Raw genomic sequence first — 22,920 nt, forward strand, 5'->3', positions numbered from 1 at the left:
GGTCAAGCGATATGCATTACGGTTTGCCCGCCTCGTAATGCAGTTTCAACACCAGCCCATTATGGTCATCGGCCATATAGATATCGCCATCCTGCCCCTGCTTCACGTCGACGGGTGCGCCCCTGCCCTGCTTGCCCTTGCGCTCCCAGTTGCCGATCAACTCGACGGACTTGCCCAGCGGCGCGCCGGCCTTGTCGGGCAGCAGGGCCACCAGGCGGTGGCCATTGCTGCGGTAGCCGTGGTAGCCGATGATCAGGCTATTCTTGTACAGTGCCGGGTAGCGGCTGGCCGTGTAAAAGGTCATGCCCAGCGGCGCGGCGTGGCCGGGCAGCAGGCGCTGCGGCGCCGCATACTGGGCGTCGCAAGCCGTCTTCGGATACTCGGGACTGGCCACATTGTCGTCGTAGCAGTACGGCCAGCCATAGTGCCGGTCGGCCTTGATCAAGTTGAGTTCTTCATGCGGCAGGTTTTCGTCGCTTTTCAGCTGCGGCATGGCGGCCTGGATGGCATCGCGCGAGTTTTCCGCCTGCCACAGCTCGCCCGTGGCCGGATGGAAGGCCAGCGCCATCGAATTGCGCAAGCCGCGCGCATGCGTGCGCCAGCTCGTCACCGTGCCGGCCGGCCAGGCCATCGTGTATTCGCGGATGGCGCCCAGCGCGTCAAGGCCTTCCGCCGAGGGGCAAGCCTTGGCCGGATCTGGCGCCTTGCCGTCGTTCTCGCAATGGTCGGTGCTCGACCCCACGTTCACATACAGGTCGCCCTTGGGGCTGAAACGCATGTTCGTCAGCAGGTGCAAACCGAGGCCCGGCAGGCGCGGCGTCTTGGCCGTGCCGCCGATCACGTCGGTGATGGCGCGGGCCGGATCGCGCAAGTCGAAGCGGAAGATGCGCCCCACCTCGCCCACGTAGACCATGCCGTCCGGCCCCTGCACGATGCCGTTCGGGCGATCGAGCTTGTCGAGCAGCAGCTTGCGCTCGTAGCCGCCACCGGCCGCCTTGGGCTGCAACAGCCACAATTTACCCTGCTTCGGCGCCCATCCCGCCATGTCCGTGACGACGATGTCGCCATTCGTCAGCGGCAGCACGCCGCGCGGGAATTTCAGGCCGTCGGCCAGCACGGCCACGCAAAAGCCGGCCGGCGTGGTGACGTCGAGGCGCGGCATGCCGTCGCACTGGGCGCCGGTCGCCGCCTGGACGGGCGCCAACACGGTGGACATACAGGCTGCCAGAGCGCCCGCAAGCATTTTCTTGTTCATGGTCTCACTCCATCAGGGGTAATCGGGGCATCACGGCGCGCGCGTTGGCGCTGGTGGCAAGCGCCACTTGCGCGATATTAAGGCCGCGCAGCTCGGCCAGCACGGCGCCGATGCGCGGCAATTCTTCGGGGCTGTTGCGGCCAGGGTGGATCCAGCTGGGGGAAATGTCGGGCGCGTCCGTCTCCAGCACGATGGCTTCCAAAGGCAGGTCGGCGGCCATGCGGCGTATCTGCAGCGCGCGCGTAAACGTCATGGCGCCGCCAAACCCCAACTTGAAACCCAGGTCGATATAGCCCTGCGCCTGCTGGAAGCTGCCGTTGAAGGCATGCGCGATGCCGCCGTTCGGGCGGATCTGGCGCGCGTGCTTGAGGACGATATCCTGCGAGCGGCGCACGTGGGTCAGCACGGGCAGGTCGAAGTCGCGGGCAATCTTCAGCTGCTCGCACAGGAAATGCTCCTGTTTGACTCTCATGGCCGGTTCGCACAGCATGGGAATGAAGAAATCGAGGCCGATTTCGCCGATGGCGACGAAATTCGGGTCGGCCATGGCGGCTTGCACGGCTTCGCGCAGGGCGATCAAATCGTCGTCCGTGGCGTGCGGCACGTAGATCGGGTGTATACCAAGGGCATAGCAGGCGTTGGGCGCCGTTGCCGCCAGATCGCGCACGATGCTGAAATTGGCCCGTTCGACGGCGGGAATGACGATCATGCCCACGCCCTGCTGCTGCGCGCGCGCCGCCACCTGCAGCGATTCGCTGCCGAATTCATGCGCGTCGAGGTGGCAGTGCGTGTCGATCCACATGGCGAATTCCTAGTATTGGTACGGCTGCAGCCCTTCGTCCGTCAGGCGCAGCACGCGGTCGCAGCGCTTGGCCAGCTCGATATCGTGCGTGACGATGACGAAGGCCGTGCCCAGGGTGCGCGACAATTCCAGCATCAGGTCGAAAATCTGTTCGGCCGTGGCGTGATCGAGGTTGCCCGTCGGTTCATCTGCCAGCACGCAGGCCGGCTGCGTGACGAGGGCGCGGGCCAGGGCCACGCGCTGGCGCTCGCCGCCCGACAACTCGCCCGGCGTGTGCGTGACGCGCTTGGCCAGGTTCACGCGCGTGAGGATCTGCTGCGCCAGCTCGGTGGCCGGCGCGCGCTTCATGCGCCGTATCATCAAAGGCATGGCGACGTTGTCCAGCGCGGAAAACTCGGGCAGCAGGTGGTGGAACTGGTAGACGAAACCCAGCGAGGCGTTGCGCAAGTCGCCGCGTGCCTTTTCGCTGAGGTTAGCGAAGTCCTTGCCCAGCAGGGTCACCTTGCCGCTGGTGGGCGTATCGAGGCCGCCCAGCAGGTGCAGCAGGGTCGATTTGCCGGAACCCGAGGCGCCGACGATGGCGACCCGCTCGCCGCGATGGACGTCGATGTCGATGCCGGCCAGCACCTGCACCTTGTAGCTGCCCTGCGTAAAAGTCTTGCCCAGGCCGCGGCAGCTGAGGACGGCGGAATCGGCGGAAGCGCCGTTGGAGGCAGGTTTGTTCAGATCGGTCATGGTCATAGTCAGTGGTTTATTCATAGCGCAGGGCTTCCGCAGGTTTCACGCGGGCGGCCCACCAGCTTGGGTACAGGGTCGCCAGGAAGGCGAGGATCACGGCCAGCACGCCGATCTTGGTGACGTCGGGCCAGCGCAGGTCGGACGGCACGGTGCTGATGAAGTAAATGTCCTTGGAGAGGAACTGCACGCCCAGCAGGTGCTCGATGAAGGGCACGATGACGTCGATGTTCATGGCGACCAGCACGCCGCCGCCCACGCCCAGGATGGTGCCCAGGATGCCCACCAGCGCGCCCTGAATCATGAAAATCTTCATGATGGAACGGGGGGACGCGCCCAGGGTGCGCAAAATCGCGATATCGGCCTGCTTGTCCGTCACCGTCATCACCAGGGTCGAGACGAGGTTGAAGGCGGCCACCGCGATGATCAGGGTCAGGATGATGAACATCATGCGCTTTTCCGTCTGCACGGCGGCGAACCAGTTGGCGTTCAGCTTGGACCAGTCGCGCAGCCACAGGTCGCCCGGCATGGATTTTTTCAGCTCCGCCGCCACTTGCGGCGCCTGGTTCATGTCGGCCAGGCGCAAACGCAGGCCAGATGGGCCGTCCAGGCGCAGCAAACGCTGGCCGTCTTCGATATTGATGAAGGCCAAACCCGCGTCGAATTCATTGTGGCCCGCCTGGAAGATGCCGCTGACGGTAAAGCTGCGCATGCGCGGCAGCACGCCGGCCGGCGTGACCTGGCCCTGCGCCAGCATCAGCGTGACTTTTTCGCCCAGGTTGACGCGCAAGGCGCGCGCCAGCTCGATGCCCAGCACGATATTGAAGGTGCCCGGCTGCAGGGCCTTGAAGCTGCCCATGCGCGTCTGGCCGGCCACGTCGGAGACGTTCGGCTCTTCCTCGGGCAGCACGCCGCGCACGATGGCCGGGCGCAGCGCATCGTCGCGCAGCAGCATGCCTTGCGTTTCCACAAACGGCGCGGCGCCTTTCACGGCGGGATTCTTGAACGCCTGCGCCGCTTCGGCGCGCCAGTCGGGCATGCTGCCGCTGTTGTCGAACACTTCCACGTGGGCCAGCACGGACAGCATGCGGTCCGTCACTTCCTTCTGGAAGCCGTTCATCACGGACAGCACGACGATCAGCGCCGCCACGCCCAGGCCGATGCCGGCCATGGAAATGAGCGAGATGAAGGAGATAAAACTGTTACGGCCACTGCGCTTGCCGGCCCGCGTGTAGCGCAGGCCAACCAGCCATTCGAAGGGAATATTTTTTAACATGCTCATTAATTCATTAATTCTCTGGGGTCAGACCCGATGGGTCTGACCCCAGCAGTTTGTTGATCAGCCAATGACTCATACCGCAGCAAAAGGCTGGGGTCAGACCCGACGGGTCCGACCCCGGTACACAAGCCAATTATTCGTAGCGCAGCGCCTCGGCCGGCTTGACGCGCGCGGCGCGCCAGCTCGGGTAGATGGTCGCCACCAGCGCCAGGCCGAAGGCGATCAGGCCGATCTGCGCCACGTCCAGCCAGTGCACGTCCGACGGCACGGCGCTGATCTGGTAGATTTCCTTCGAGATGAAGTGCAGGCCGAAGATGCCTTCGATGAAGGGCACGATGACGCCCACGTTCAGCGCCAGCACGACGCCGCCGATCACGCCCAAAGCACTCCCCAGCAAGCCGACCAGCGCGCCCTGGATCATGAAGATCTTCATGATCGAGAACGGCGAGGCGCCCAGGGTGCGCAAAATGGCGATGTCGGCCTGCTTGTCGGTGACCGACATGACCAGGGTCGAGACGAGGTTGAACGCGGCCACGGCGATGATCATGCTGAGGATGATGAACATCATGTTCTTCTGGCTTTGCACCAGCGCATACCAGCTGGCACTGGCGCGCGACCAGTCGCGCATCCACAGCTGGCCCGGCATCGACGCTTTCAATTCGCGCGCCACCTGCGGCGCCTGGTTCATGTCGTGCAGGCGCAAACGCAGGCCGGACGGGCCGTCGAGCTGCAGCAACTGCTCCGCATCCTGCATGTTCACAAACGCCAGGCTGCCATCGAGTTCATTGTGGCCGGCCTCGAAGATGCCGGCGACTTTCAGCGCGCGCATGCGCGGCATGACGATGCCTGTGGCCGGGTCGCCCGCCTTCGGCTCGCGTTCCAGCATCAGGGTGACGTTCTGCCCCACCTGCACGCCCAGCGCCTTGGCCAGGTCGATGCCCAGCACGATGTTGTACGAACCTGGCGTGAGATCCTTGAAACTGCCCTGCTTCATCTGGGAAGCCACGCTGGAGACGGTGGCTTCCTGCTGCGGCAGCACGCCGCGCACGACGGACGGGCGCATGGTTTCGTCATTGAGCAGCATGCCCTGGGTTTCCACGAACGGCGACACGGCTTTCACTTGCGGGTTGGCGTAGGCGGCGCGCTCCTGCGCCTGCCAATTCGGCATCGAGCCGCTGGTATCGAACACCTCGACATGGGCCAGCACCGACATCAGCCGGTCGGTGACTTCCTTCTGGAAGCCGTTCATGACGGAGAGGACGACGATCAGGGCGGCCACGCCCAGGCCGATGCCGGCCACGGAAATGAGGGAGATGAAGGAAATGAAGCTGTTGCGACCGCTGCGCTTCCCGGCACGCGTATAGCGCACGCCAACCTGCCACTCAAAAGGAAATTGTTTGATGATGCTCATGCGCTCCCGCGACAACGTAATATGCGAGCGCGCAGTGTGCCACACAAATGACACTCATGCGTGAAACACATCACCGTGGCGCGACTTTTCCCGCGCCCGCCGTCAAGGGAAAAAGCGCGGGAACTACTCCCCCACCGCCACAATCGCCTACAATCTCGGGATGAATCAACTTACCCTCGTCCTGCCCTTCGCCTTGCCCAATGCCGAACTGGCTGCCGACCTGCTCAAGGTCTTGCAGGCACCCGCCCTGGCGGCCCTGCTGTCGCGCACCTCCGATTGCAATTTGGAAACTTTTGACAACGCCAACCGCCTGCTGCCGCACGAAGCGTGGCTGGCGCATGCCTTGACCCTGTCGCCCGCGCCCAACGGCGAGGCGGCGCAGGCGGCCTTTGCGGCCCAGGCCATGCGCGGCTACGGCCTGGCGCCGGAAGCGGGCGCGCGCTACTTCCTGCTGCATCCGGCCCACCTGGCCATCGCCCGCAGCCATATCAGCCTGGAAGACTTGCGCCAGCTCAAGCTGAGCGAGGCCGATGGCCGCACGCTGTTCGAGACGGCGCGTCCGTATTTCGACGAGATCGGCCAGCCCCTGGCGTATGGCGACGCGGGCACCTGGTTCATGCGCGCCGATGGCTGGAGCGACTTGCAGTGCGCCACGCCGGACGCCGCCACCACGCAAGACCTGTCCGTGTGGATGCCGGAAGGCGAGCATGCGCGCGCCGCGCGCCGCCTGCAGAATGAAGTGCAGATGCTGTGGCATGAACATCCCGTCAACGCGGCACGCGAAGAGCGGGGCTTGAAAGCCATCAATTCCTTCTGGATCTGGGGCGGCAGCCTGGCTGCATCTGCGCGCTGCGCGGCCAGCCTGCATACGAAGGACGCGCCCGGCTGGCTGGCCGCGCTGGCGGAACCGGCGCGGCGCGATGCCAGTCCAAGCAGTGTGCTGGCGGACCAGAGCGACGCCATCGTCGTGCTGGGCGGATTGACCGAAGCGGCGCAGGCGCAGGAATGGGGCATGTGGCTGCAACAGTTGCAAGCGCTGGAGGCGGACTGGTTCGCGCCCCTGCTGGCGGCCGTCAAGGATGGCCGCCTGGGCCAGTTGCGCCTGGTGCTGAGCCACCGCGACGCCTGGCTGGACTGCACCACCAGCAAGCATGCGCAGCGCAAATTCTGGCGCGCGATTACCCTGAACAAGTTGAAAGCATCATGACCCGTACCCGCATCGCCACCCGTCCCTGCCCTTACCGCGAATCCGAATTGCTGCGCCAGGGCGGCATCCACCCCGTGCTGGCCCGCTTGTACGCGTCGCGCGGCCTATCCGACGCGAAAGAGCTCTCGATCGAGCCGAAGGACTTGATACCGCCGTCCGGCTTGCTGCACATCGGCGCGGCCGGCGTCTTCCTGGCCGACGCAATTGCCGCCAAGAAACGCATGGTCATCGTGGCCGACTACGACTGCGACGGCGCCACCGCCTGCGCCGTCGCCATCCGCGGCTTGCGCGCCATGGGCGCCGACGTCGACTTCATCGTGCCCAACCGTTTTGAATACGGCTACGGCCTGACGCCGGAAATCGTCGAACTGACCGCGCGCGAAAAGTCGCCCGACATCATCATCACCGTCGACAACGGCATCGCCAGCATCGACGGCGTGGCCGAGGCGAACCGGCGCGGCATCCAGGTGGTTGTCACCGATCACCATTTGCCTGCCGACACCCTGCCCGACGCAGCCGTCATCGTCAACCCGAACCAGCCCGCCTGCGGTTTCCCTAGTAAACACCTGGCGGGCGTGGGCGTCGTGTTCTACGTCTTGCTGGCCCTGCGCGCCGAAATGCGCCGGCGCGGCATCTTCGATGCGCAAACGCAGCCCAAGCTCGACAACCTGCTCGACCTGGTGGCCCTGGGCACGGTGGCCGACGTGGTGCGCCTCGATACGAACAACCGCATCCTCGTCGCGCAAGGCCTCAAGCGCATGCGCAAGGGCAATATGCACGCGGGCGTGGCGGCGCTCTTTCGCGTGGCCGGCCGCGAAGCGCGCAGCGCCACGCCGTTCGACCTCGGTTTTGCCCTGGGACCGCGCCTGAATGCGGCCGGCCGCCTGCAGGACATGTCCCTGGGCATCGAATGCCTGGTCACGGACGACGAAGGCCGCGCCTGGGCGCTGGCCCAGCAACTCAACGACATCAACCTGAAGCGCCGCGAAATCGAAGCGGAAATGCAGGATACGGCCTTGCTGCACCTCGATGCTTTCGAGCCGGCCAACAGCAGCACCATCAGTGTCTTCGATGAATCCTGGCACCAGGGCGTGATCGGCATCGTGGCCTCGCGCCTGAAGGAAAAGTTTTATCGTCCGACCATCACGTTCGCACCGGGCGCCGACGGCTGGATCAAAGGTTCCGGCCGCTCGATCCCCGGTTTTCACTTGCGCGACGCGCTCGACCTCGTGTCGAAACGGGCGCCCAGCCTGATCGACAAGTTCGGCGGCCACGCCATGGCGGCCGGCTTGACCATCCGCGCCGACGCCTTCGACGCCTTTTCCCAGGCCTTCGAAGCCGTGGGCCAGGCCTGGCTCAGCCAGCAACAGCTGGAACGGGTGGTGGAAACGGACGGCCCGCTGGAAGACGCGTATTACACGACGGCCTTCATCGAGCTGATGGATGAGCAGGTGTGGGGCCAGGGCTTCGCCCCGCCCGTCTTTTGCGACGAATTCCGCGTCGTCAGCCAGCGCATATTAAAAGAGCGCCATTTGAAACTGTTGCTGGAAAAGAACGGCGTGCGCTTCGACGCCATCTGGTTCGGCCACACGGACGCCCTGGGCGAACGCACGCGGGTCGCCTTCCGGCTCGATGCGAATGAATACAATGGCACGACGAAAGTGCAGTTGATGGTGGAGCATGCTGAACCTGCCTGAGCACGCGGCATGCAGCTGTTGCCCTGCCTCAAACATGCGCCAGATAGTCAACATTCCCCCTAAGTAATAGCGTATCTAGTCATACAGGCAGCCGCCGGTTGCCATGACTGGGAGGAAATCGCATGGAATACGGGGGATTCTGGCGCCGCGTGGGCGCGTTTTTTATCGATACGGCCATCATGCTACCGCTGGTCCTGCCGATCATTTATCTGGGGCTGCCCTGGAGCCAGTCATTCCTGCTGTACTGGTTTTTGCCCGGTCTGGCGCTCAACCTTGCCTACAATGTTTACCTCGTCAGCCGTTTTGGCGGTACACCCGGACAGTTGCTGTGCAAATTGCGGGTGCGCATGCTCGACGGTGCGCCAGTGACGCGTCAGGCGGCGCTGCTGCGCTATTCCGTAATGCTCACGCTGACAACACTGGCTGCCATCGCTGGCATTATTATTACCTTGCGCATCGATGAAGGCGCCTACGCTGCCATGACCTTCACGCAAATATCCGCCCACATAGCCCGTCTTAAACCCGGCTGGTCTGTGACGCTCGATACGCTGACGCAACTATGGATCTACAGCGAATTCGTGGTGCTATTATTTAACAAGAAACGCCGCGCCCTGCAGGATTTCATGGCCGGCACGGTCGTCGTCAAGCTGCCTGCCCGCGCCGCGCAGCCGCTGCCCTCCCCCTCCACCTGAAAGAAAGCCAAACCGTCGTGTTGACCGGCCTGAACCACCTCACCCTGTCCGTGCGCGACTTGGCGCGCAGCGTGGCCTTTTACCGCGACACCTTGGGTCTGCGCCTGCATGCGCGCTGGGACAGGGGCGCGTATCTGTCGGCCGGGGATTTGTGGCTGTGCCTGTCGCTGGATGGACAGGGCACGGCCGCGCTGGCCAGCCCCGCCTATACGCACTATGCGTTTTCCATTGCCCCGGAAGACTTCGCCGCCTTTGCCGCCCGCCTGCGCGCCGCCGGCGTGCCCGAATGGCAGCAAAACCGCAGCGCCGGCGATTCCCTGTATTTTCTCGACCCGGACGGCCACCGGTTGGAAGCCCATGCTGGCAGCTTGGCGCAGCGGCTGGCGGCCTGCCGCGCAGCGCCGTATCCGGGCATGGTGTTCGAGGATTGAGTCCGGCAAGATCGCATATTCAGTAAATTCGTTAAATTCATTAGAAAACAAAAAGTGCAAGCGCCGTTGCCGGGAAAAAACACTGTCACGCCTCGGTATACCCTTGATAACCTTGCTTTTAAGACTTAATCAGGCTGACAAGATTCCATCCATCAATAGGCAAATTTGCCACATTTTATTGCATAAATAAAAATATTGATTGAAAATAGTTAACACTTATTTGGCAAATTCACTAAAATCGATGACGCATCAGGAAATTCCCAATGATGCATGATCAGTTTTGAGGGCAAACCCGTCGAAAGGCGGGGACGCAAAGCCACCGGCCTACCGCGCGCAAGCGCCACGGCAGCGGGGCTGCCAATGCAGGGCCGGGACCGCCAGCGCGCGGCGCCAGCCTGGAAGCATTGTCGAGATGTGGCCCTCGCCCAACTCGGAGGTTTTCGCCATGAAAAAAATCATTCCCCCGCATCACCGTCACGGGCGCCTGCTGCTGGGCGCCACAACCGTCCTCCTGCTGGCCGCTTGCGGCCCCGGCCAGGAGACATCGACGCCGCCCGCCGCCATCGCCACGGCCGCGACACAGTTCGCCGTCGAGGTGCCCGTCGTCCCCGCCGCCGTCGGCGCGCTGGTGGTGCAACCGATGTTCCATGCAGCCCCGGCCCTGCTCGATGCGCCCGACGGGCGCGACAGCACCAACAGCAGCGGCTCGGCCCACTGGCGGCCGCATTTGCAAAACGTGCCCGGCGCCATGCGGGAAATGACCACGCGCCGCCTGACGGCACAAAAAATCGCCGCCTCGGAACAGGCGGCACAGGATATCGCCCCCTTGCTGGACGGCGGCGCGGGCGACATCGCCGCACCCATGGCCGGCAGCAGCGTGGTGGCGACCTATTCTCCCGCGCAAATCCGCGCCGCCTACGACTTGCCCGCCCTGCCGGCGGCCGGCACGGCGCTGACGCCAGCCCAGGCGGCCCAGCTGGGCGCGGGACAGACGATCTACATCGTCGACGCCATGCACAACCCGAACGCGGCGGCCGAACTGGCCATCTTCAACCAGAAATTCGGCTTGCCCGGCTGCACCACCAAGGCTATCGCCACGAATGCCACCCTGCCCCTGCCGCCCGCCCCGGCCAGCGGCTGTGAATTTTCTGTTGTCTACAACACGCCATCGAGCACCATGACGGCCACGGCGCCCGCCTATAACTCGGGCTGGGCCATGGAAATCGCGCTCGACGTGCAGTGGGCGCATGCCACGGCGCCGCTGGCGCGCATCGTGCTGATCGAGGCGCCCGACGCTTCCATCAACAGCCTGCTGGGCGCCGTGCGCCTGGCCAACCAGATGGGGCCTGGCGTCGTGTCGATGAGCTTTGGCGCCGCCGAAGGCAACTGGACAGCATCCGTCGACAGCGCCTTCACGGGCAAGAACATGAGCTACCTGGCCGCCACGGGCGATTCGGGCAGCGGCGTGTCCTGGCCGTCCGTGTCGTCCAACGTGCTGGCCGTGGGCGGCACCACGCTCAGCTACAGCGGCAGCGGCGTGCGCAGCGAAACGGCCTGGTCCGGCACGGGCGGCGGCATCAGCGCCTATACGGCACTGCCCGCCTACCAGACGGCCAGCGTGCCCGGCCTGACCAACTTGCTGCGCCGCAACGTGGCCGACGTGGCCTTCAATGCCGACCCCGCCACGGGCCAGTACACGGCAGTGATGACGCCAGGCAGCAGCACCGCCAGCTGGCTCAGCATCGGCGGCACCAGCCTGTCCACGCCGCAATGGGCCGGCCTGGTCGCCATCGCCAACGCCAGCCGCGCGCTGCAAGCGAAGGCGGCGCTCGGCCTGCCGCACAACATCTTGTACGGCCAGATCGCCAGCGTGCCCGGCACCTTTGCCAGCAGCTTTGCCGACATCACGCGCGGCAGCAACGGCACGTGCGGCGTGTGCACGGCCAGGGTCGGCTATGACCCGCTGGGCGGCCTGGGCACGCCGAACGTGAAAAGCCTGCTGGCCGGCCTGTCGGGCACGCAGATCGCCCCCGCCGCGCCCGTGGTGGCGCCGGCCAGCATCAGCGGCGCGGCCGGCAAGCCGCTGTCGTTCACCGTCTCGGCCACCGCTGCCAATCCCCTCAGCTACAGCATGCTGGGCGCGCCGGCCGGCATGAGCATCGCCGCCACGGGCGTGGTCAGCTGGGCAGCCCCCGTCGCGGGCACGTATGCCGTGACCATGGTGGCCAAGGATACCGTCAGCGGCCTCAGTGGCCAGGGCGTGTACGCCATCGTCATTACCCCCGTCGCGCCACCCGTCGTCGGCGCCGGCGCCATCACGGGCAAGGTTGGCACGGCCCTGGCGTTCAATGTCAGCGTCTCCGCCCCCAATCCCGTCAGCTACACGCTCGCCGGCGCACCGGCCGGCATGACCATCAGCAGCGCCGGACTGGTGAGCTGGGCCGCGCCCGTGGCCGGCACCTACGCCGTCACCGTGACGGCCACGGACAGCAAGACTGGCCTGAGCGGCAAAGGTATCTATACGGTGGCCATCGCCGCCCCGCTGCCCCCCGTCGTCACGGTGGCCAGCGTGAGCGGCAAGCCGGGCGTGGCCCTGTCGTTCGCCGCCACGACGGTGGCGCCCAACCCCGTCACCTACAGCCTGTCGGGCGCGCCGTCCGGCATGGCCGTCAGCGCCGCCGGCGTCGTCAGCTGGGCCAACCCCGTGCTGGGCAGCTACAGCGTGACCGTCATCGCCAGGGACAGCAAGACGGGCTTGACGGGCCAGGCCGTGGCCACGGTGAAAATCGCCGCCGCCGGTCCCACAATCAGCGCCGCCGCCATGACGGGCGTGGCCGGCAAGGCCATGAGCGGCAGCATCGTGCTGACGGCGCCCGGCGCGAACGCCCTGTGGATCTCCATCCTCGGCGCGCCGCTGGGCATGCAGTTTTCCATGAGCGGCATGACCATCACGGCCAGCTGGCCGCAACCGGTGGCCGGCAGCTATGCGCTGAAGATCGTGGCGCTGGACAGTAACGGCTTGACGGCGCAGCTCACCGTGCCCGTCACCGTCACGGCAAGATAAACGAACGGGGCCCGCCAACGGGGCGCTCCGGGACTCCCGTCCTGGCGCGCCCCGTTTTGCATGCGCGCGGCCATTGCAACGAATCCAGAAAAGGAGTATAAATAGTCCATATACAGAGTTTTAACGAAGGACATGCCATGAACCTCGCCTACGCCTACCCCAAGAGCCGCTTCGAGCCGGCCGTGCTCGTCGACCTGAATGCCAAAGCCGAGCGCGAGCGATTGTCGCAAGCGGCCTTGAAAGGGTTTTTCAAGCTGGCCGCCGCCTGGAAGCTGCGCGACGACGATGCGCGCGAATTGCTGGGCGGCCTGTCCAGCAGCGCCTGGTACGAGTGGAAGAAGCACCCGGACCGCGTGCTGGAGGTGGACCGCATCACGCGTATTTCCTATTTGCTGGGCATCTACAAGGCCTTGCACATCCTGTATGGCGACAAATTGGCCGACGAATGGGTGAGTTTGCCCAACAAGAATCCCATCTTCGGCGGCCGCACGCCCCTGTCGCAGATGCTGGCCGGCGGCTTGCTGGCCATGCAGACGGTGCGCAAGCTGCTCGACGCGCGCCGCGGAGGGCTGTGATCGTGCCTGCCGCCCCGAATGAGCACCTGCCGCCGCTGGCCGCCTTGCGCCAGATCGACACTTGCCGCCTGATTCCCTCGCGCTTCGCCGACATGGAAGACTCCGTGCTGGCGCCCCTGGCCGAGAACGACGATCACCTGCGCGAGCTGTTCGAGCTCGATAACGCGACCAACGCGCGCCTGGTGGCCGAGTACGGCGGCGCGCCAGGAATTGGCGTGGACGAGCTGGTTTTTGGCGTGCCGCACTTTCGCATCATCAACGCCGCCTACACGTATGCCCGCCCGGAAGGGGCGCGTTTCAACGATGGCGAACGGGGTGCCTGGTATTGCGCCTTCGACATGCAAACGGCGCTGGCCGAGATCATTTTCCACAAGACCGTGGAATACCAGGAAATCGACTATTTCGACGACAGCGTCAACTACCAGTCGCTGCTGGCCGATTTTTCCGCCAGTTTCCACGACTTGCGCGGCCAGCAGCGCTACCAGGCTTGCCTGGACCCGGCCAGCTACATCGCCTCGCAAGACCTGGCCGCCATCCTGCTCGAAGCGGGGTCCATGGGCGTCATCTTCCCCAGCGTGCGTCACGCCAGCGGCACCAACCTGGCCTGCTTCCGTCCTGCCCTGGTGGGCAATGTTCGCAAAGGCGCCGCCTATCGGTTAACATGGCGGGGTACGCCGACGCCGCAGGTGGAAGCCTTGCCAGGCAAATAAACCGCGCGCACCGGCACCCGACTCACCGCAACCTGATATTTCGCATGCAAACCAATCCTGAAAAAGACACCGAACTGCGCCTCAAAGTGAACAGCGAAACGGCCCGCCTGGCCTGGAGCGAGCTGGAAAAGCACTTCGCCCAAGGCAACGTCGTCTGGGTCGCCAATGAACTGGACCTGGTCGAAGTGGCCGTGCGCATCTCGCACGACGACAAGGCCACCATCACGCAATGGATGGTCGATGGCAAGGTCGCCAAGGTGTCGGACCAGCAGGCGCTGGACTGGCAGGCGGCCGACGCCGCGCTGTGGGCCGTCGTCGTCAGCCCGTTCATTCTGGTGCAGCAGGAAAAGCCCACCAAACACTGATGCCTACAGGCTGCGCTCGAGCATCAGGCGCAGCGCAACGCTGCCATCGAGGGTCGTCACGCTTTCGCTGCGGCCTGCATCATCGACCCAGGATTGCCCCTGCACCTGCTGCTGGTGCAGCAGGTTGGCGGCCGACAGGCGCACGCGCGTTTTCGCGTCCGGCTGCCACAACGCATACGCGTCGAGGGTGCGCCGCACGCCCGCATGGCTGCCGGCGTGCGCATCGAGCCGCGCCAGGCCGCCCGTCTGCACGTTCAGATTGCCGCCCATGCTCATCCCCGGCGAGCGCCGGTAATCGAGTCCCAGGTTGAGCGTGGCCGGCACCTGGCTGGCCAGGCGGTTGCCGGGACCCGGCACGGCGGCGACCTTGGACCAGTTGCGCCCCGCATTGGCGCGCACGTCGACGTCGGGCGCCTGCGCCCACCAGGTCCGCACGGGAAATTTCACATCCAGCTCGATGCCGCGCACCGTGGCCGCGCCATTGTTGAACGGGCTGGCCGTCCAGACGCCGTCGTACAGGATCAGGCGCTGCACGGTGACGTCGCTGATGCGCCGCGTGAATGCCGACAGGCTGGCCACGCCGCTCTTGCCAAAATAGCTTTCATACGCCGCGTCCAGCCCCCACGCCAGTTCCGGGCGCAGGTCGGGATTGCCCTGGAAATCGGGATTGTTGGCGCTGTTGCCATTGTTGACGGTATAGCGGCGCGGCACCAGGTTGCGCGCGGTGGGCGCCTTGTAGGTGCGCGCCAGCGCCAGCCGCAGCTGGTCACGCTCCTGCTGCGGCAGCTTCCACAGCAGCTGCGCCACGGGGCTCCAGACGCTGGCCCGCGTGCGCACTTCGCTCAAGGTACGGCCCTCGGTCGCCGTCTGCAAGCCTTCCCAGCGCACGCCCGCATACATTTGCAGGCGCGGCGTCACCTCCCATTCATCCTGCGCATACAGGGCCAGGCGCCGCACGTCGGCCGTGTAGTCTTCATCGAGCGCATACGGCGCGCCGCCGGCAAGGTACGTGTCGCGCTGGCGGCGCGACTCGCTGCGGCGTATCAGGCTGCCATCCCAGCCCAGGCTCAGGGCGTGGCCGCCACCGAGCCGGCCCAGGTACTTGCCGCTGCTGTTGACGCTGTCGTCGATGGCGTCGGAAACCACGCCGCGCAGCAGCAGGGGCGCGCCAGCGGCCGCCTCGCCATGGAAAACATAATCCGTGTCGCGCCGGTTGTGGTTGACGCCCAGCCTGGCCGTCAGCTTGCCCACCGCCCCCAGCGCATGCGCCCAGCTCACATCGCTGCGCGCTGAAAACACGCTGGCTTGCGAGGTGGCGCCATTGCGCGGATAACTGGAGGCCGCCCCCAGCAAGGTCGTTTCGCGCGCCACGCCGTCAAACCCCGTGCGGTACCAGTCCAGCAGGCTTTGCCAGGTGATGGTGTCGCCCTTGTCCAGGGTCCAGTGCAGGCGCGGCGTCAGGCTGGCCTTGTTGACGGACGAAGCATTGCGCGTGCGCGTTGTACGCTGCGCCAGCAGCGTGCCGGTGGCATCTGCGCTTGTTTCAGTCATCCTTCCCGCCACATCGTCGGCCGTGCGCTCCAGAGCGCCCGTCAGCGCATAGGCGAAACCGGACAGCTTGTCCGCCACGCGCAGCGACGCGGCAGGCTGCCAGCGGCCATCCTGCCGGCCCGTGCCCAACTTCCCTTCGCGCTCGGCGCCGCTGGCGCCCTTGCGCAAGACCACGTTGATGCTGCCGGCGACGGCTTGCATGCTGTATTCGGCCGTCGCGCTGCGCAAAATCTCGATGCGCTCGATCATCTCGGGTGCGATCGATTCGATGGAAAAACCCGGTGGCGCGGGGTCGCCGTTGATCAGCATCTGCGTGTAGCCGGCCCCCAGGCCCCGCATGCGCACCTCGCCGCCGACGATGGAGACGCCGGGCTGGCGTTTCAACGTCGCGGCCAGGCTGCTGTCGCCATATTGGGCCAGGTCGTCGCGGCTGACGATGATCTTCGCAGCCGTGTCGTCGCGCCGCTGCTGCACGCCGCTGGCGGCGGTAATTTCAACCTTTTGCAGCGGCGCATCGTCGGCGCAGGCCGCGGCGGGCAAGAGCAGGCAAAAAAGCGGGGATAAAAGTGGAGGGAAAAGCGGGGGAAACGGGCTGGCGCTGCGCATGATGCCTTTTTCTACACTGCGGATTGGGAAGCGCAGTGTAGAGGATTTGACAATGCGCAACAAGCGCATTGTCCAGCCATGTTCAATGCCCGCCGCCCAGGTAGGCCGCGATCACCTTCGGATCATTTTTCAGGCTTTCCGCCGGCCCGTGCACGGAAATGCTGCCGTTTTCCAGCACGTAGCCGTAATCGGCCACGTTCAGGGCGGCGGCGGCGAATTGCTCGACCAGCAGCATGGTCACGCCTTCCGCCTTCAAGCGCGTGATGATGCGGAAGACTTCTTCCACCAAAATCGGCGCCAGGCCCATCGACGGCTCGTCCAGCAGGATCACTTCCGGGTTCAGCATCACGGCGCGGGCCATGGCCAGCATTTGCTGCTCGCCGCCCGACAAGGTGCCGGCCAGCTGGTCGCGCCGCTCCTTCAGGCGGGGGAACAGTTCCAACGCCTTGTCCAGGTCGCCCTTGATGTCGCCTTTCGGGCGCGCCCGCGTAAAACGGGGGAAGGCGCCCAGCAGCAGGTTGTCCGTCACCGACATCGAGGCGAACACCCTCCTGCCTTCCGGCGAATGGGCCAGTCCCGCGCGGGCGATACGGTGCGAATCGAGCCCCGTGACATCCTTGCCGCCCAGGGTGACAGTGCCGGATTTCGGTTTCAGCATGCCGGAAATGGCGCGCATGGTGGTGGTCTTGCCGGCCCCGTTCGAGCCGATCAGAGTCACCAGTTTGCCCTTCGGGACGTCGAGCGAAATGCCGTGCAAGACTTCGACTTTGCCGTAGGCGGCGTGCAGATTGTTAATGGTCAGCATGGTCTTCCTCTCAATGCGCCGCTGGCGCCAGGGTTTCGGCGCTGCCGCCCAGGTAGGCCTCGATCACTTTCGGGTCGCTCTGGACAAGCGCGGGCACGCCTTCGGCGATCTTCTGGCCGAAGTCCAGCACCGTCACCACGTCCGACAGGGCCATCACCACGTCCATGTGGTGCTCGATCAGGATGATGGTGATGCCGTGCTCGCGGATCTTGCGGATGATGGCCATCAATTCCTTGATGTCGGGCGCCGTCAGGCCCGCCGCCGGCTCGTCGAGCAGCAGCAGGCGCGGGTTCAGGCCCAGCGCGCGGCCGATTTCCAGCAGCCGCTGCTTGCCGTACGGCAAATTGCGCGCCTCTTCGTTGGCCAGGTCGGCCAGGCCGACGAATTCGAGGATGCTGGCGGCCCGCTCGCGCGCCGCCTTCTCTTCGCGCTTGTAGCGGGGCGTATGCAGCATCACGTCCAGCACGTTCGATTTGAACGTGTTGTGCAAGCCCACCAGCACGTTTTCCGTCGCCGTCATCTCGCCGAACAGTTGCACGTTCTGGAAGGTGCGCGCCACGCCGCCCAGGGCGATTTCGGACGGCGTGCGGCCGGAGATCACCACGCCGGCAAATTCCACCTTGCCCGCTGTCGGCTTGTAGATCCCAGTCAGCACGTTCATCATCGTGCTCTTGCCCGAGCCGTTCGGCCCGATCAAGCCGTGCACGGAACCTTGCGTGACGTTCAAGTCCACCTGGTTCAGCGCTTTCAGGCCGCCGAACTGCATCAGGGCCTGCTCCACGCGTAGCAAGGTCGCGCCCTGCTGCCCGCCTTGGGCGTGGTCAAACGGCGCCACGCCGTGCGAAGCGACGGCTTCCACATGGCGCCGGCCCTTGCCGATAAAGCTCATCAGGAAGCCGACGATGCCGTCCTGCAGGTAGTACACGACAAATAAGGTCATCAGGCCGAAGATGGTCAGGCGCCAGTCGACCATGTTTTCCAGCTTGTACGAATACGCGGCCAGGCCGATGGTGGCCACCAGGGGCACGAGCACGCCGCGCACGGTGGAGCGCTTCTTCGCCAGCATGATGATGGAACCGATCACGCCCAGCACGGCGGCGCCGACGGCGATCTTGCGGAACAATTCGATGTCCGACAGCAGGCTGGGTAGCATGACGACGATCAGGGCGCCGATCAGGGCGCCGGAACGCGTCTTGCGTCCGCCCATGATGACGGCCAGCAGGAACAATATCGTCAGTTCGAAGTTGTAGGTATTGGGCGAGATGTATTCTTCCGAATACGCATACAGGCTGCCGGCCAGTCCCGCGAAGCCGGCGCTGATGACGAAGGCGTAGACCTTGTAGCGGTACACGGACACGCCCATGCAATCCGAGGCGATGGGGCTGTCGCGCAAGGCTTCGAACGCCCGGCCCAGGTTCGATTTCAGAATGCGGTGCACCACCACCAGCGAGATCACCAGCAGCGCGGCGACCATGTAGTAGTACTCGACCTCGGAAAGCTTGTGGCCGAACAGGACGGGCTTGTGGATCTTGATGCCCATCGGCCCTTCCGTCAGGAAGCTCATTTCATTGATCAGGATTTGCACGATGGTGCCGAAGGCCAGGGTCACCATCGCCAGGTAGGGTCCCGTCACGCGCAGGGCCGGCAAGGCCAGGATGGCACCGAAGACGGCCGCGCCCAGGATGCTGGCGGGGATGGCCAGCCAGAACGGCGCGCCCAGCTTGAACACCAGCACGCCCGTGGCGTACGAGCCGATGCCGAACAGGCCCGCGTGGCCCAGCGACACCTGCCCCGTGTAGCCGACGACGATATCCAGACCGAACAGCAGGATGGCATAGATCAATATGGTCTCGGCCAGGTGGATGTAATATGGGTTCGGGATGACGATGGGGAACAGCGCGAGCACGGCCAGTCCCGCCGCGCTCAACGCCAGCATGGTGATTTTCTTGTTCATGTCGTCCTCAGACTTTCTTGATCGCGGCTTTGCCGAACAGGCCGGACGGCTTGATGGCCAGCACCAGCAGCAGGAGCAGCAGGCCAGGCACTTCCTTGTAGCCGGTGGAGATGTAGTAGCCGGTGGTCGTCTCGGCGATGCCCAGGATCAGCCCGCCGACGATGGCGCCCACGCCCGAGGTCAGGCCGCCGATGATGGCCACGGCAAACGCCTTCAAGCCCAGCGAAGCACCCATGGTCGCTCCCGTCAGGGTCAGCGGCGCCACCAGCACGCCCGCAAAGGCGGCCGTGGCCGATGACAGCGCGTAGGAAAAGGTGATGACCATACCCGTATTGATACCCATCAAACCGGCCGCGTCGCGGTCGTTGGCCGTCGCCACGACGGCCTTGCCATAGATCGATTTGCGGTTGAATACTTCCACGGCCAGCATGATGGCCAGTGCGCCGACGATGACGGCCACCTGCATCTGCTGCACGTTGGCGCCGAATACCTGGAACGGCGCGGCCGACAGCGGCGACGGGAACATCAGGTCATCCTTGCCCCAGATATTTTCCGCCACATTCTTGAAGATGATGGCCAGCGCGATGGTCGACATGATCCAGCCGAATTCGGACTTGATCTTGATGGCGGGCCGCACGCCTATCCATTCGACGAACACGCCCTGCAAGGCGCCGAAGACGATGACGATGGGGATCATCAGCAGATAGCTCATGTACGGCCCGCCATGGATGGTGCCCACCAGGGAGAGGCCCACGAGCGCGCCCAGCATCAGGGATTCGCCCTGGCCGAAATTGAGGGTGCCGGAAGTGGCAAAGGTCAGCTGGTAGCCGAAAGCGATGACGGCATAGATCATGCCCAGCGCGATGCCGCTGAAGACGAGCTGCAGGAAGATTTCCATGGTATTCCCCGGAAGACGAAAGATGAAAAAATGGCCAGTCCTGATTCCTCAAGGCTGGCCACTGCGCGGCGACTGTCCGCCAGGCTTATTTCGCGAGGACGACCTTGCCGTCCTTGACTTCGCCAAACACGGTCAGGTCGGCCGTGATCGCTTCATGGTTGGTCTTGCTGAACGGTTTGTTGTAGGTGGTGACGGCGCCTTCCACCTTCTCGTTCAGGTTTTCCAGCGCGGCGCGCACTTTCGGGCCGTCCGTGCCGCCCGCCTGCGTGATGGCCGCGGCCAGCAGGTAGATGGAATCGTAGCCTTGCGCGGCCGAGACGGCCGACGGCATGCGTCCGCCCGATGGCTTGTAGGCGGCCACGTAGGCGTCGATGAAGGCCTTGCGCTTCGGCGTGCTGGCGTCCTGGATGAAGGTTTGCGGCATGCGCGTGCCGTTGCCGTTCTTGCCCGCGTTGTCGATGAAGTTACCCATGGCCAGGGTCCAGCTGCCGATCAGCGGCACTTTCCAGCCCAGTTTTTCCATGCCGTTGGCGATCTGCGCCAGTTCCGGGCCGATGCCGTAGGTCAGCACGACTTCCGCCCCCGCCTGCTTGGCTTTCAGCAGCTGGGCCGTCATGTCGACGTCCTTGATGTTGTATTTTTCCACGACAACGGGCTTGATGCCCTTCTTGTCGAGCGCCTTTTCCAGGTCTTCACGGCCCAGCTGGCCATAGTTGGTGGAGTCGGCCAGGATCGCCACTTTCTTGAACTTGCGGTTTTCGATCGCCTCATGCACGATCATGCCGGACTGGATGGTGTCATTGGCAGCATTGCGGAAGATGTAGTTTTCCGGCTGGTCGGCGAATTGCTTGGTGACGATGGAACCCGTCGCCACATTGTTCATGACGGGAATCTTCGCTTCCTGGTAGAAGCGCTGCGAAGCGAGGGCCACGCCCGTGTTGATGTAGCCGACGGTGGCGGCGACCTTTTCCTTGTTGATCAGCTCCTGGGCGATCTGCACGCCGCGTTCGTTCTTCGCTTCGTCATCGCGCTCGATGAGCAGCAGGGAACGGCCCAGTACGCCGCCTTTGGCATTGATTTCAGCGACGGCCAGCTTGACGCCGTCGCGCATCGACACGCCCATCGGCGCGGAACCGCCCGTAAACGGTCCGGACACGCCAATCTTGATGGGGTCGGCTGCGACTGCCGCCTGCGAGAAACCCAAAACCAAACTTGCCACGAGCAATTTCTGTTTCAAATTCATTGTCATCTCCTCTGATACAACGTTTTTAATGCCACTTATTTTTATAGTCGTACGCTGGATAACCGCCCCATCGATAAATCATTGTAGGTGAGTAAACATGCACCAGCAACAACTACATATGACGCGTCGCAACATGCGGAAAAGCCGCAATTGCAGCCCTGTTGTCAGTCTTTTGTAAGGAAAATATGGCGCAAATTGACACAGGTGCTACACCATGACACACGATGCATATGTCTGATCTGCGTCAAAAGTATGGCGATGCAATGGTGATATGGTCATTGAACCAGGGTCAACCGGCCATGGCGGCAATCCCTTCCCTACCATGGAGACCCTATGCGCCAGCCCATGACAAGCATCTGCGCCTGCCTGCTGATCGCCGGCATGAGTAGCGCCTGCAAGAACTTCACGCCGGTCGACAAGTTCGCGGGACAGACGGTGGCGATAACGGAAGTATTCAAACCCATGCTGACCCACTCCATGAGCAGTTGCACCAATAATGTACGGCGCAACAGCATCATCACCGACCGCCCCTACGTTGCGCAGGAAACGGAACAGGACCTGCTCCGGCGCTGCAAGGACTATGCGGCGCAATTGGCGGGCACAGCCGAACTGAACGATGTATTGAAACGCTACGCGGAAGTACTTGCCGCGCTGGCCAACGACAAGCTGGCGAACTACAAGGAGGAGATCGGCGCCCTTGGCGGTTCGCTGGGCGCCTTGCAGCAGTCCGGCGGCATGGCGCCGGTGCTCGACGCCGACCAGCTGGACAAAGTCACGCGCCTGAGCGCGCTGATCAGCCAGATTGTCACGCAGCAAAGACAGCAGTCGGGAATCAACGAATTGCTGGCGCGCGAAGACGATATTTATATCATCAGCAATGCACTGAAAAAATATGCGCAGCAAAACTACCAGGCCAATCTGCACGACGAGAGCCTGACGCTGGCATCCCTGAATCGCTCGCTCGACAACGCTGCCGCCAGGGAACCCGTGACCAGCAACTATCTGAAGGCCAAGCTCTACCTTGACGGGCGGCAACTGCAGGAGCGTGGCAAGGTCATCGACGCCTATCTTGCCGCCATGACGGAATTGCAAAACAGTCTCAGCACCTTGCGCGCCAAGTCCATGCAAGACCCGGCATTAGAGCGTCAACTGGACACTTTTGCCAAGCAAGTCGATACCCTGCAAAAACAGGCCGCCAATTATTCACCATCCCCCTGGTAGGAGTCGGACATGGGCAACGTTATCGCACTCGATGAAAAACAAACCACGGAAATCGCCGACAAGCTGGCACAGGCCTCGAACCAGGTACTGGAGCTGCGCATCGCGCTGACCGACCGCACGCCGCCGACGCCGTCAGCCGTGCTGCATGATCTCAAGCAATATGAAAGCCACCTGGATCAGATGGTGTCCTTTTTCCGCGCCCACGGCATCTACCTGATCAACCAGAGTGCGCAGCAGGCATTGGCCAATGTGAACACGGCCATCGACCAAGGCAGGAAAACCGTGGCCGACATCGGGCACACGCACGCGGCCATCAAGGCAGCGGCCGGCCTGCTGGACCTGGCCGCCGCCCTGCTGTCGCGCAACCCGCTGGCCATTGCCGAGGCTGCAAATAGCCTGCGAACCTGACCTGGCGGACA

20 protein-coding genes and 1 riboswitch are annotated in these 22,920 nt (G+C 64.2%); of the genes, 10 read left to right on the top strand and 10 right to left on the bottom strand.

The genetic code is table 11. The features are described from left to right. Nucleotides 1–16: 16 nt before the first annotated feature. From VPH40_RS05025 to VPH40_RS05045, 5 genes are all read right to left on the bottom strand, one after another. Nucleotides 17–1,216, bottom strand: coding sequence for a PQQ-dependent sugar dehydrogenase (locus tag VPH40_RS05025; protein WP_328572865.1), 1,200 nt, complete (start codon nucleotides 1,214–1,216; stop codon nucleotides 17–19). A gap of 43 nt (nucleotides 1,217–1,259) precedes the next feature. Next, nucleotides 1,260–2,057, bottom strand: coding sequence for a TatD family hydrolase (locus tag VPH40_RS05030; RefSeq protein WP_328572866.1), 798 nt, complete (start codon nucleotides 2,055–2,057; stop codon nucleotides 1,260–1,262). A 9-nt stretch (nucleotides 2,058–2,066) separates the two neighbouring features. Continuing rightward, a complete protein-coding gene (gene lolD, locus VPH40_RS05035) occupies nucleotides 2,067–2,792 on the bottom strand; it encodes a lipoprotein-releasing ABC transporter ATP-binding protein LolD (RefSeq protein WP_034788536.1) in 726 nt (241 codons plus the stop codon). A gap of 16 nt (nucleotides 2,793–2,808) precedes the next feature. Then, nucleotides 2,809–4,074: a lipoprotein-releasing ABC transporter permease subunit gene (locus tag VPH40_RS05040; protein WP_289897586.1), complete on the bottom strand. Its 1,266-nt coding sequence runs from the start codon at nucleotides 4,072–4,074 to the stop codon at nucleotides 2,809–2,811. A gap of 130 nt (nucleotides 4,075–4,204) precedes the next feature. Further along, entirely contained in the window at nucleotides 4,205–5,482 is a 1,278-nt protein-coding gene (locus VPH40_RS05045; protein WP_251348375.1) for a lipoprotein-releasing ABC transporter permease subunit, read from the bottom strand. 160 nt (nucleotides 5,483–5,642) lie between these two features. On the opposite strand from VPH40_RS05045, the gene VPH40_RS05050 reads away from it, so the two are divergent. From VPH40_RS05050 to VPH40_RS05085, 8 genes are all read left to right on the top strand, one after another. Continuing rightward, on the top strand, nucleotides 5,643–6,689 hold the full coding sequence (locus VPH40_RS05050) for a hypothetical protein (protein WP_328572867.1): 1,047 nt from the start codon (nucleotides 5,643–5,645) through the stop codon (nucleotides 6,687–6,689). Then, complete coding sequence (recJ, locus tag VPH40_RS05055) at nucleotides 6,686–8,386, top strand: single-stranded-DNA-specific exonuclease RecJ (protein WP_328572868.1); 1,701 nt, start codon at nucleotides 6,686–6,688, stop codon at nucleotides 8,384–8,386. Before VPH40_RS05050 ends, recJ begins: the two co-directional genes overlap by 4 nt. Before the next feature lie 122 nt (nucleotides 8,387–8,508). Then, on the top strand, nucleotides 8,509–9,078 hold the full coding sequence (locus tag VPH40_RS05060) for an RDD family protein (RefSeq protein WP_328572869.1): 570 nt from the start codon (nucleotides 8,509–8,511) through the stop codon (nucleotides 9,076–9,078). A 17-nt stretch (nucleotides 9,079–9,095) separates the two neighbouring features. Then, nucleotides 9,096–9,509: a fosfomycin resistance glutathione transferase gene (gene fos, locus VPH40_RS05065; protein WP_328572870.1), complete on the top strand. Its 414-nt coding sequence runs from the start codon at nucleotides 9,096–9,098 to the stop codon at nucleotides 9,507–9,509. A 275-nt stretch (nucleotides 9,510–9,784) separates the two neighbouring features. Further along, nucleotides 9,785–9,871, top strand: a riboswitch (cyclic di-GMP riboswitch). 83 nt (nucleotides 9,872–9,954) lie between these two features. Beyond that, on the top strand, nucleotides 9,955–12,573 hold the full coding sequence (locus tag VPH40_RS05070) for a S53 family peptidase (protein ID WP_328572871.1): 2,619 nt from the start codon (nucleotides 9,955–9,957) through the stop codon (nucleotides 12,571–12,573). Between the two features lie 137 nt (nucleotides 12,574–12,710). Beyond that, the gene (locus VPH40_RS05075; RefSeq protein WP_071076812.1) at nucleotides 12,711–13,148 is read left to right on the top strand and encodes an MbcA/ParS/Xre antitoxin family protein; all 438 of its coding nucleotides are present in this window, start codon (nucleotides 12,711–12,713) and stop codon (nucleotides 13,146–13,148) included. Nucleotides 13,149–13,150: 2 nt separating this feature from the next. Beyond that, nucleotides 13,151–13,858, top strand: a complete 708-nt coding sequence (locus VPH40_RS05080; protein WP_328572872.1) for an RES family NAD+ phosphorylase — start codon at nucleotides 13,151–13,153, stop codon at nucleotides 13,856–13,858. A 44-nt stretch (nucleotides 13,859–13,902) separates the two neighbouring features. Continuing rightward, nucleotides 13,903–14,223, top strand: a complete 321-nt coding sequence (locus VPH40_RS05085; RefSeq protein WP_251348370.1) for a DUF2288 domain-containing protein — start codon at nucleotides 13,903–13,905, stop codon at nucleotides 14,221–14,223. Between the two features lie 3 nt (nucleotides 14,224–14,226). Here the strand turns inward: VPH40_RS05085 and VPH40_RS05090 are convergent, their stop codons facing one another. The 5 genes from VPH40_RS05090 to VPH40_RS05110 form a co-directional block, all read right to left on the bottom strand. Next, on the bottom strand, nucleotides 14,227–16,314 hold the full coding sequence (locus VPH40_RS05090) for a TonB-dependent receptor plug domain-containing protein (protein WP_328572873.1): 2,088 nt from the start codon (nucleotides 16,312–16,314) through the stop codon (nucleotides 14,227–14,229). A 148-nt stretch (nucleotides 16,315–16,462) separates the two neighbouring features. Beyond that, nucleotides 16,463–17,185, bottom strand: coding sequence for an ABC transporter ATP-binding protein (locus VPH40_RS05095; protein WP_099667581.1), 723 nt, complete (start codon nucleotides 17,183–17,185; stop codon nucleotides 16,463–16,465). Nucleotides 17,186–17,195: 10 nt separating this feature from the next. Further along, nucleotides 17,196–19,139, bottom strand: coding sequence for a branched-chain amino acid ABC transporter ATP-binding protein/permease (locus tag VPH40_RS05100; protein WP_328572874.1), 1,944 nt, complete (start codon nucleotides 19,137–19,139; stop codon nucleotides 17,196–17,198). A gap of 7 nt (nucleotides 19,140–19,146) precedes the next feature. Continuing rightward, entirely contained in the window at nucleotides 19,147–20,037 is an 891-nt protein-coding gene (locus VPH40_RS05105) for a branched-chain amino acid ABC transporter permease (protein ID WP_034782923.1), read from the bottom strand. 85 nt (nucleotides 20,038–20,122) lie between these two features. After that, nucleotides 20,123–21,280: an ABC transporter substrate-binding protein gene (locus VPH40_RS05110; RefSeq protein ID WP_046682990.1), complete on the bottom strand. Its 1,158-nt coding sequence runs from the start codon at nucleotides 21,278–21,280 to the stop codon at nucleotides 20,123–20,125. A 345-nt stretch (nucleotides 21,281–21,625) separates the two neighbouring features. On the opposite strand from VPH40_RS05110, the gene VPH40_RS05115 reads away from it, so the two are divergent. After that, complete coding sequence (locus VPH40_RS05115) at nucleotides 21,626–22,501, top strand: hypothetical protein (protein WP_305062134.1); 876 nt, start codon at nucleotides 21,626–21,628, stop codon at nucleotides 22,499–22,501. Nucleotides 22,502–22,510: 9 nt separating this feature from the next. Continuing rightward, nucleotides 22,511–22,909, top strand: coding sequence for a hypothetical protein (locus tag VPH40_RS05120; RefSeq protein WP_251348366.1), 399 nt, complete (start codon nucleotides 22,511–22,513; stop codon nucleotides 22,907–22,909). Nucleotides 22,910–22,920 lie beyond the last annotated feature (11 nt).

The organism is Janthinobacterium sp. P210005 (assembly GCF_036231865.1).
In the GTDB taxonomy this organism is placed as follows: domain Bacteria; phylum Pseudomonadota; class Gammaproteobacteria; order Burkholderiales; family Burkholderiaceae_D; genus Janthinobacterium; species Janthinobacterium kumbetense.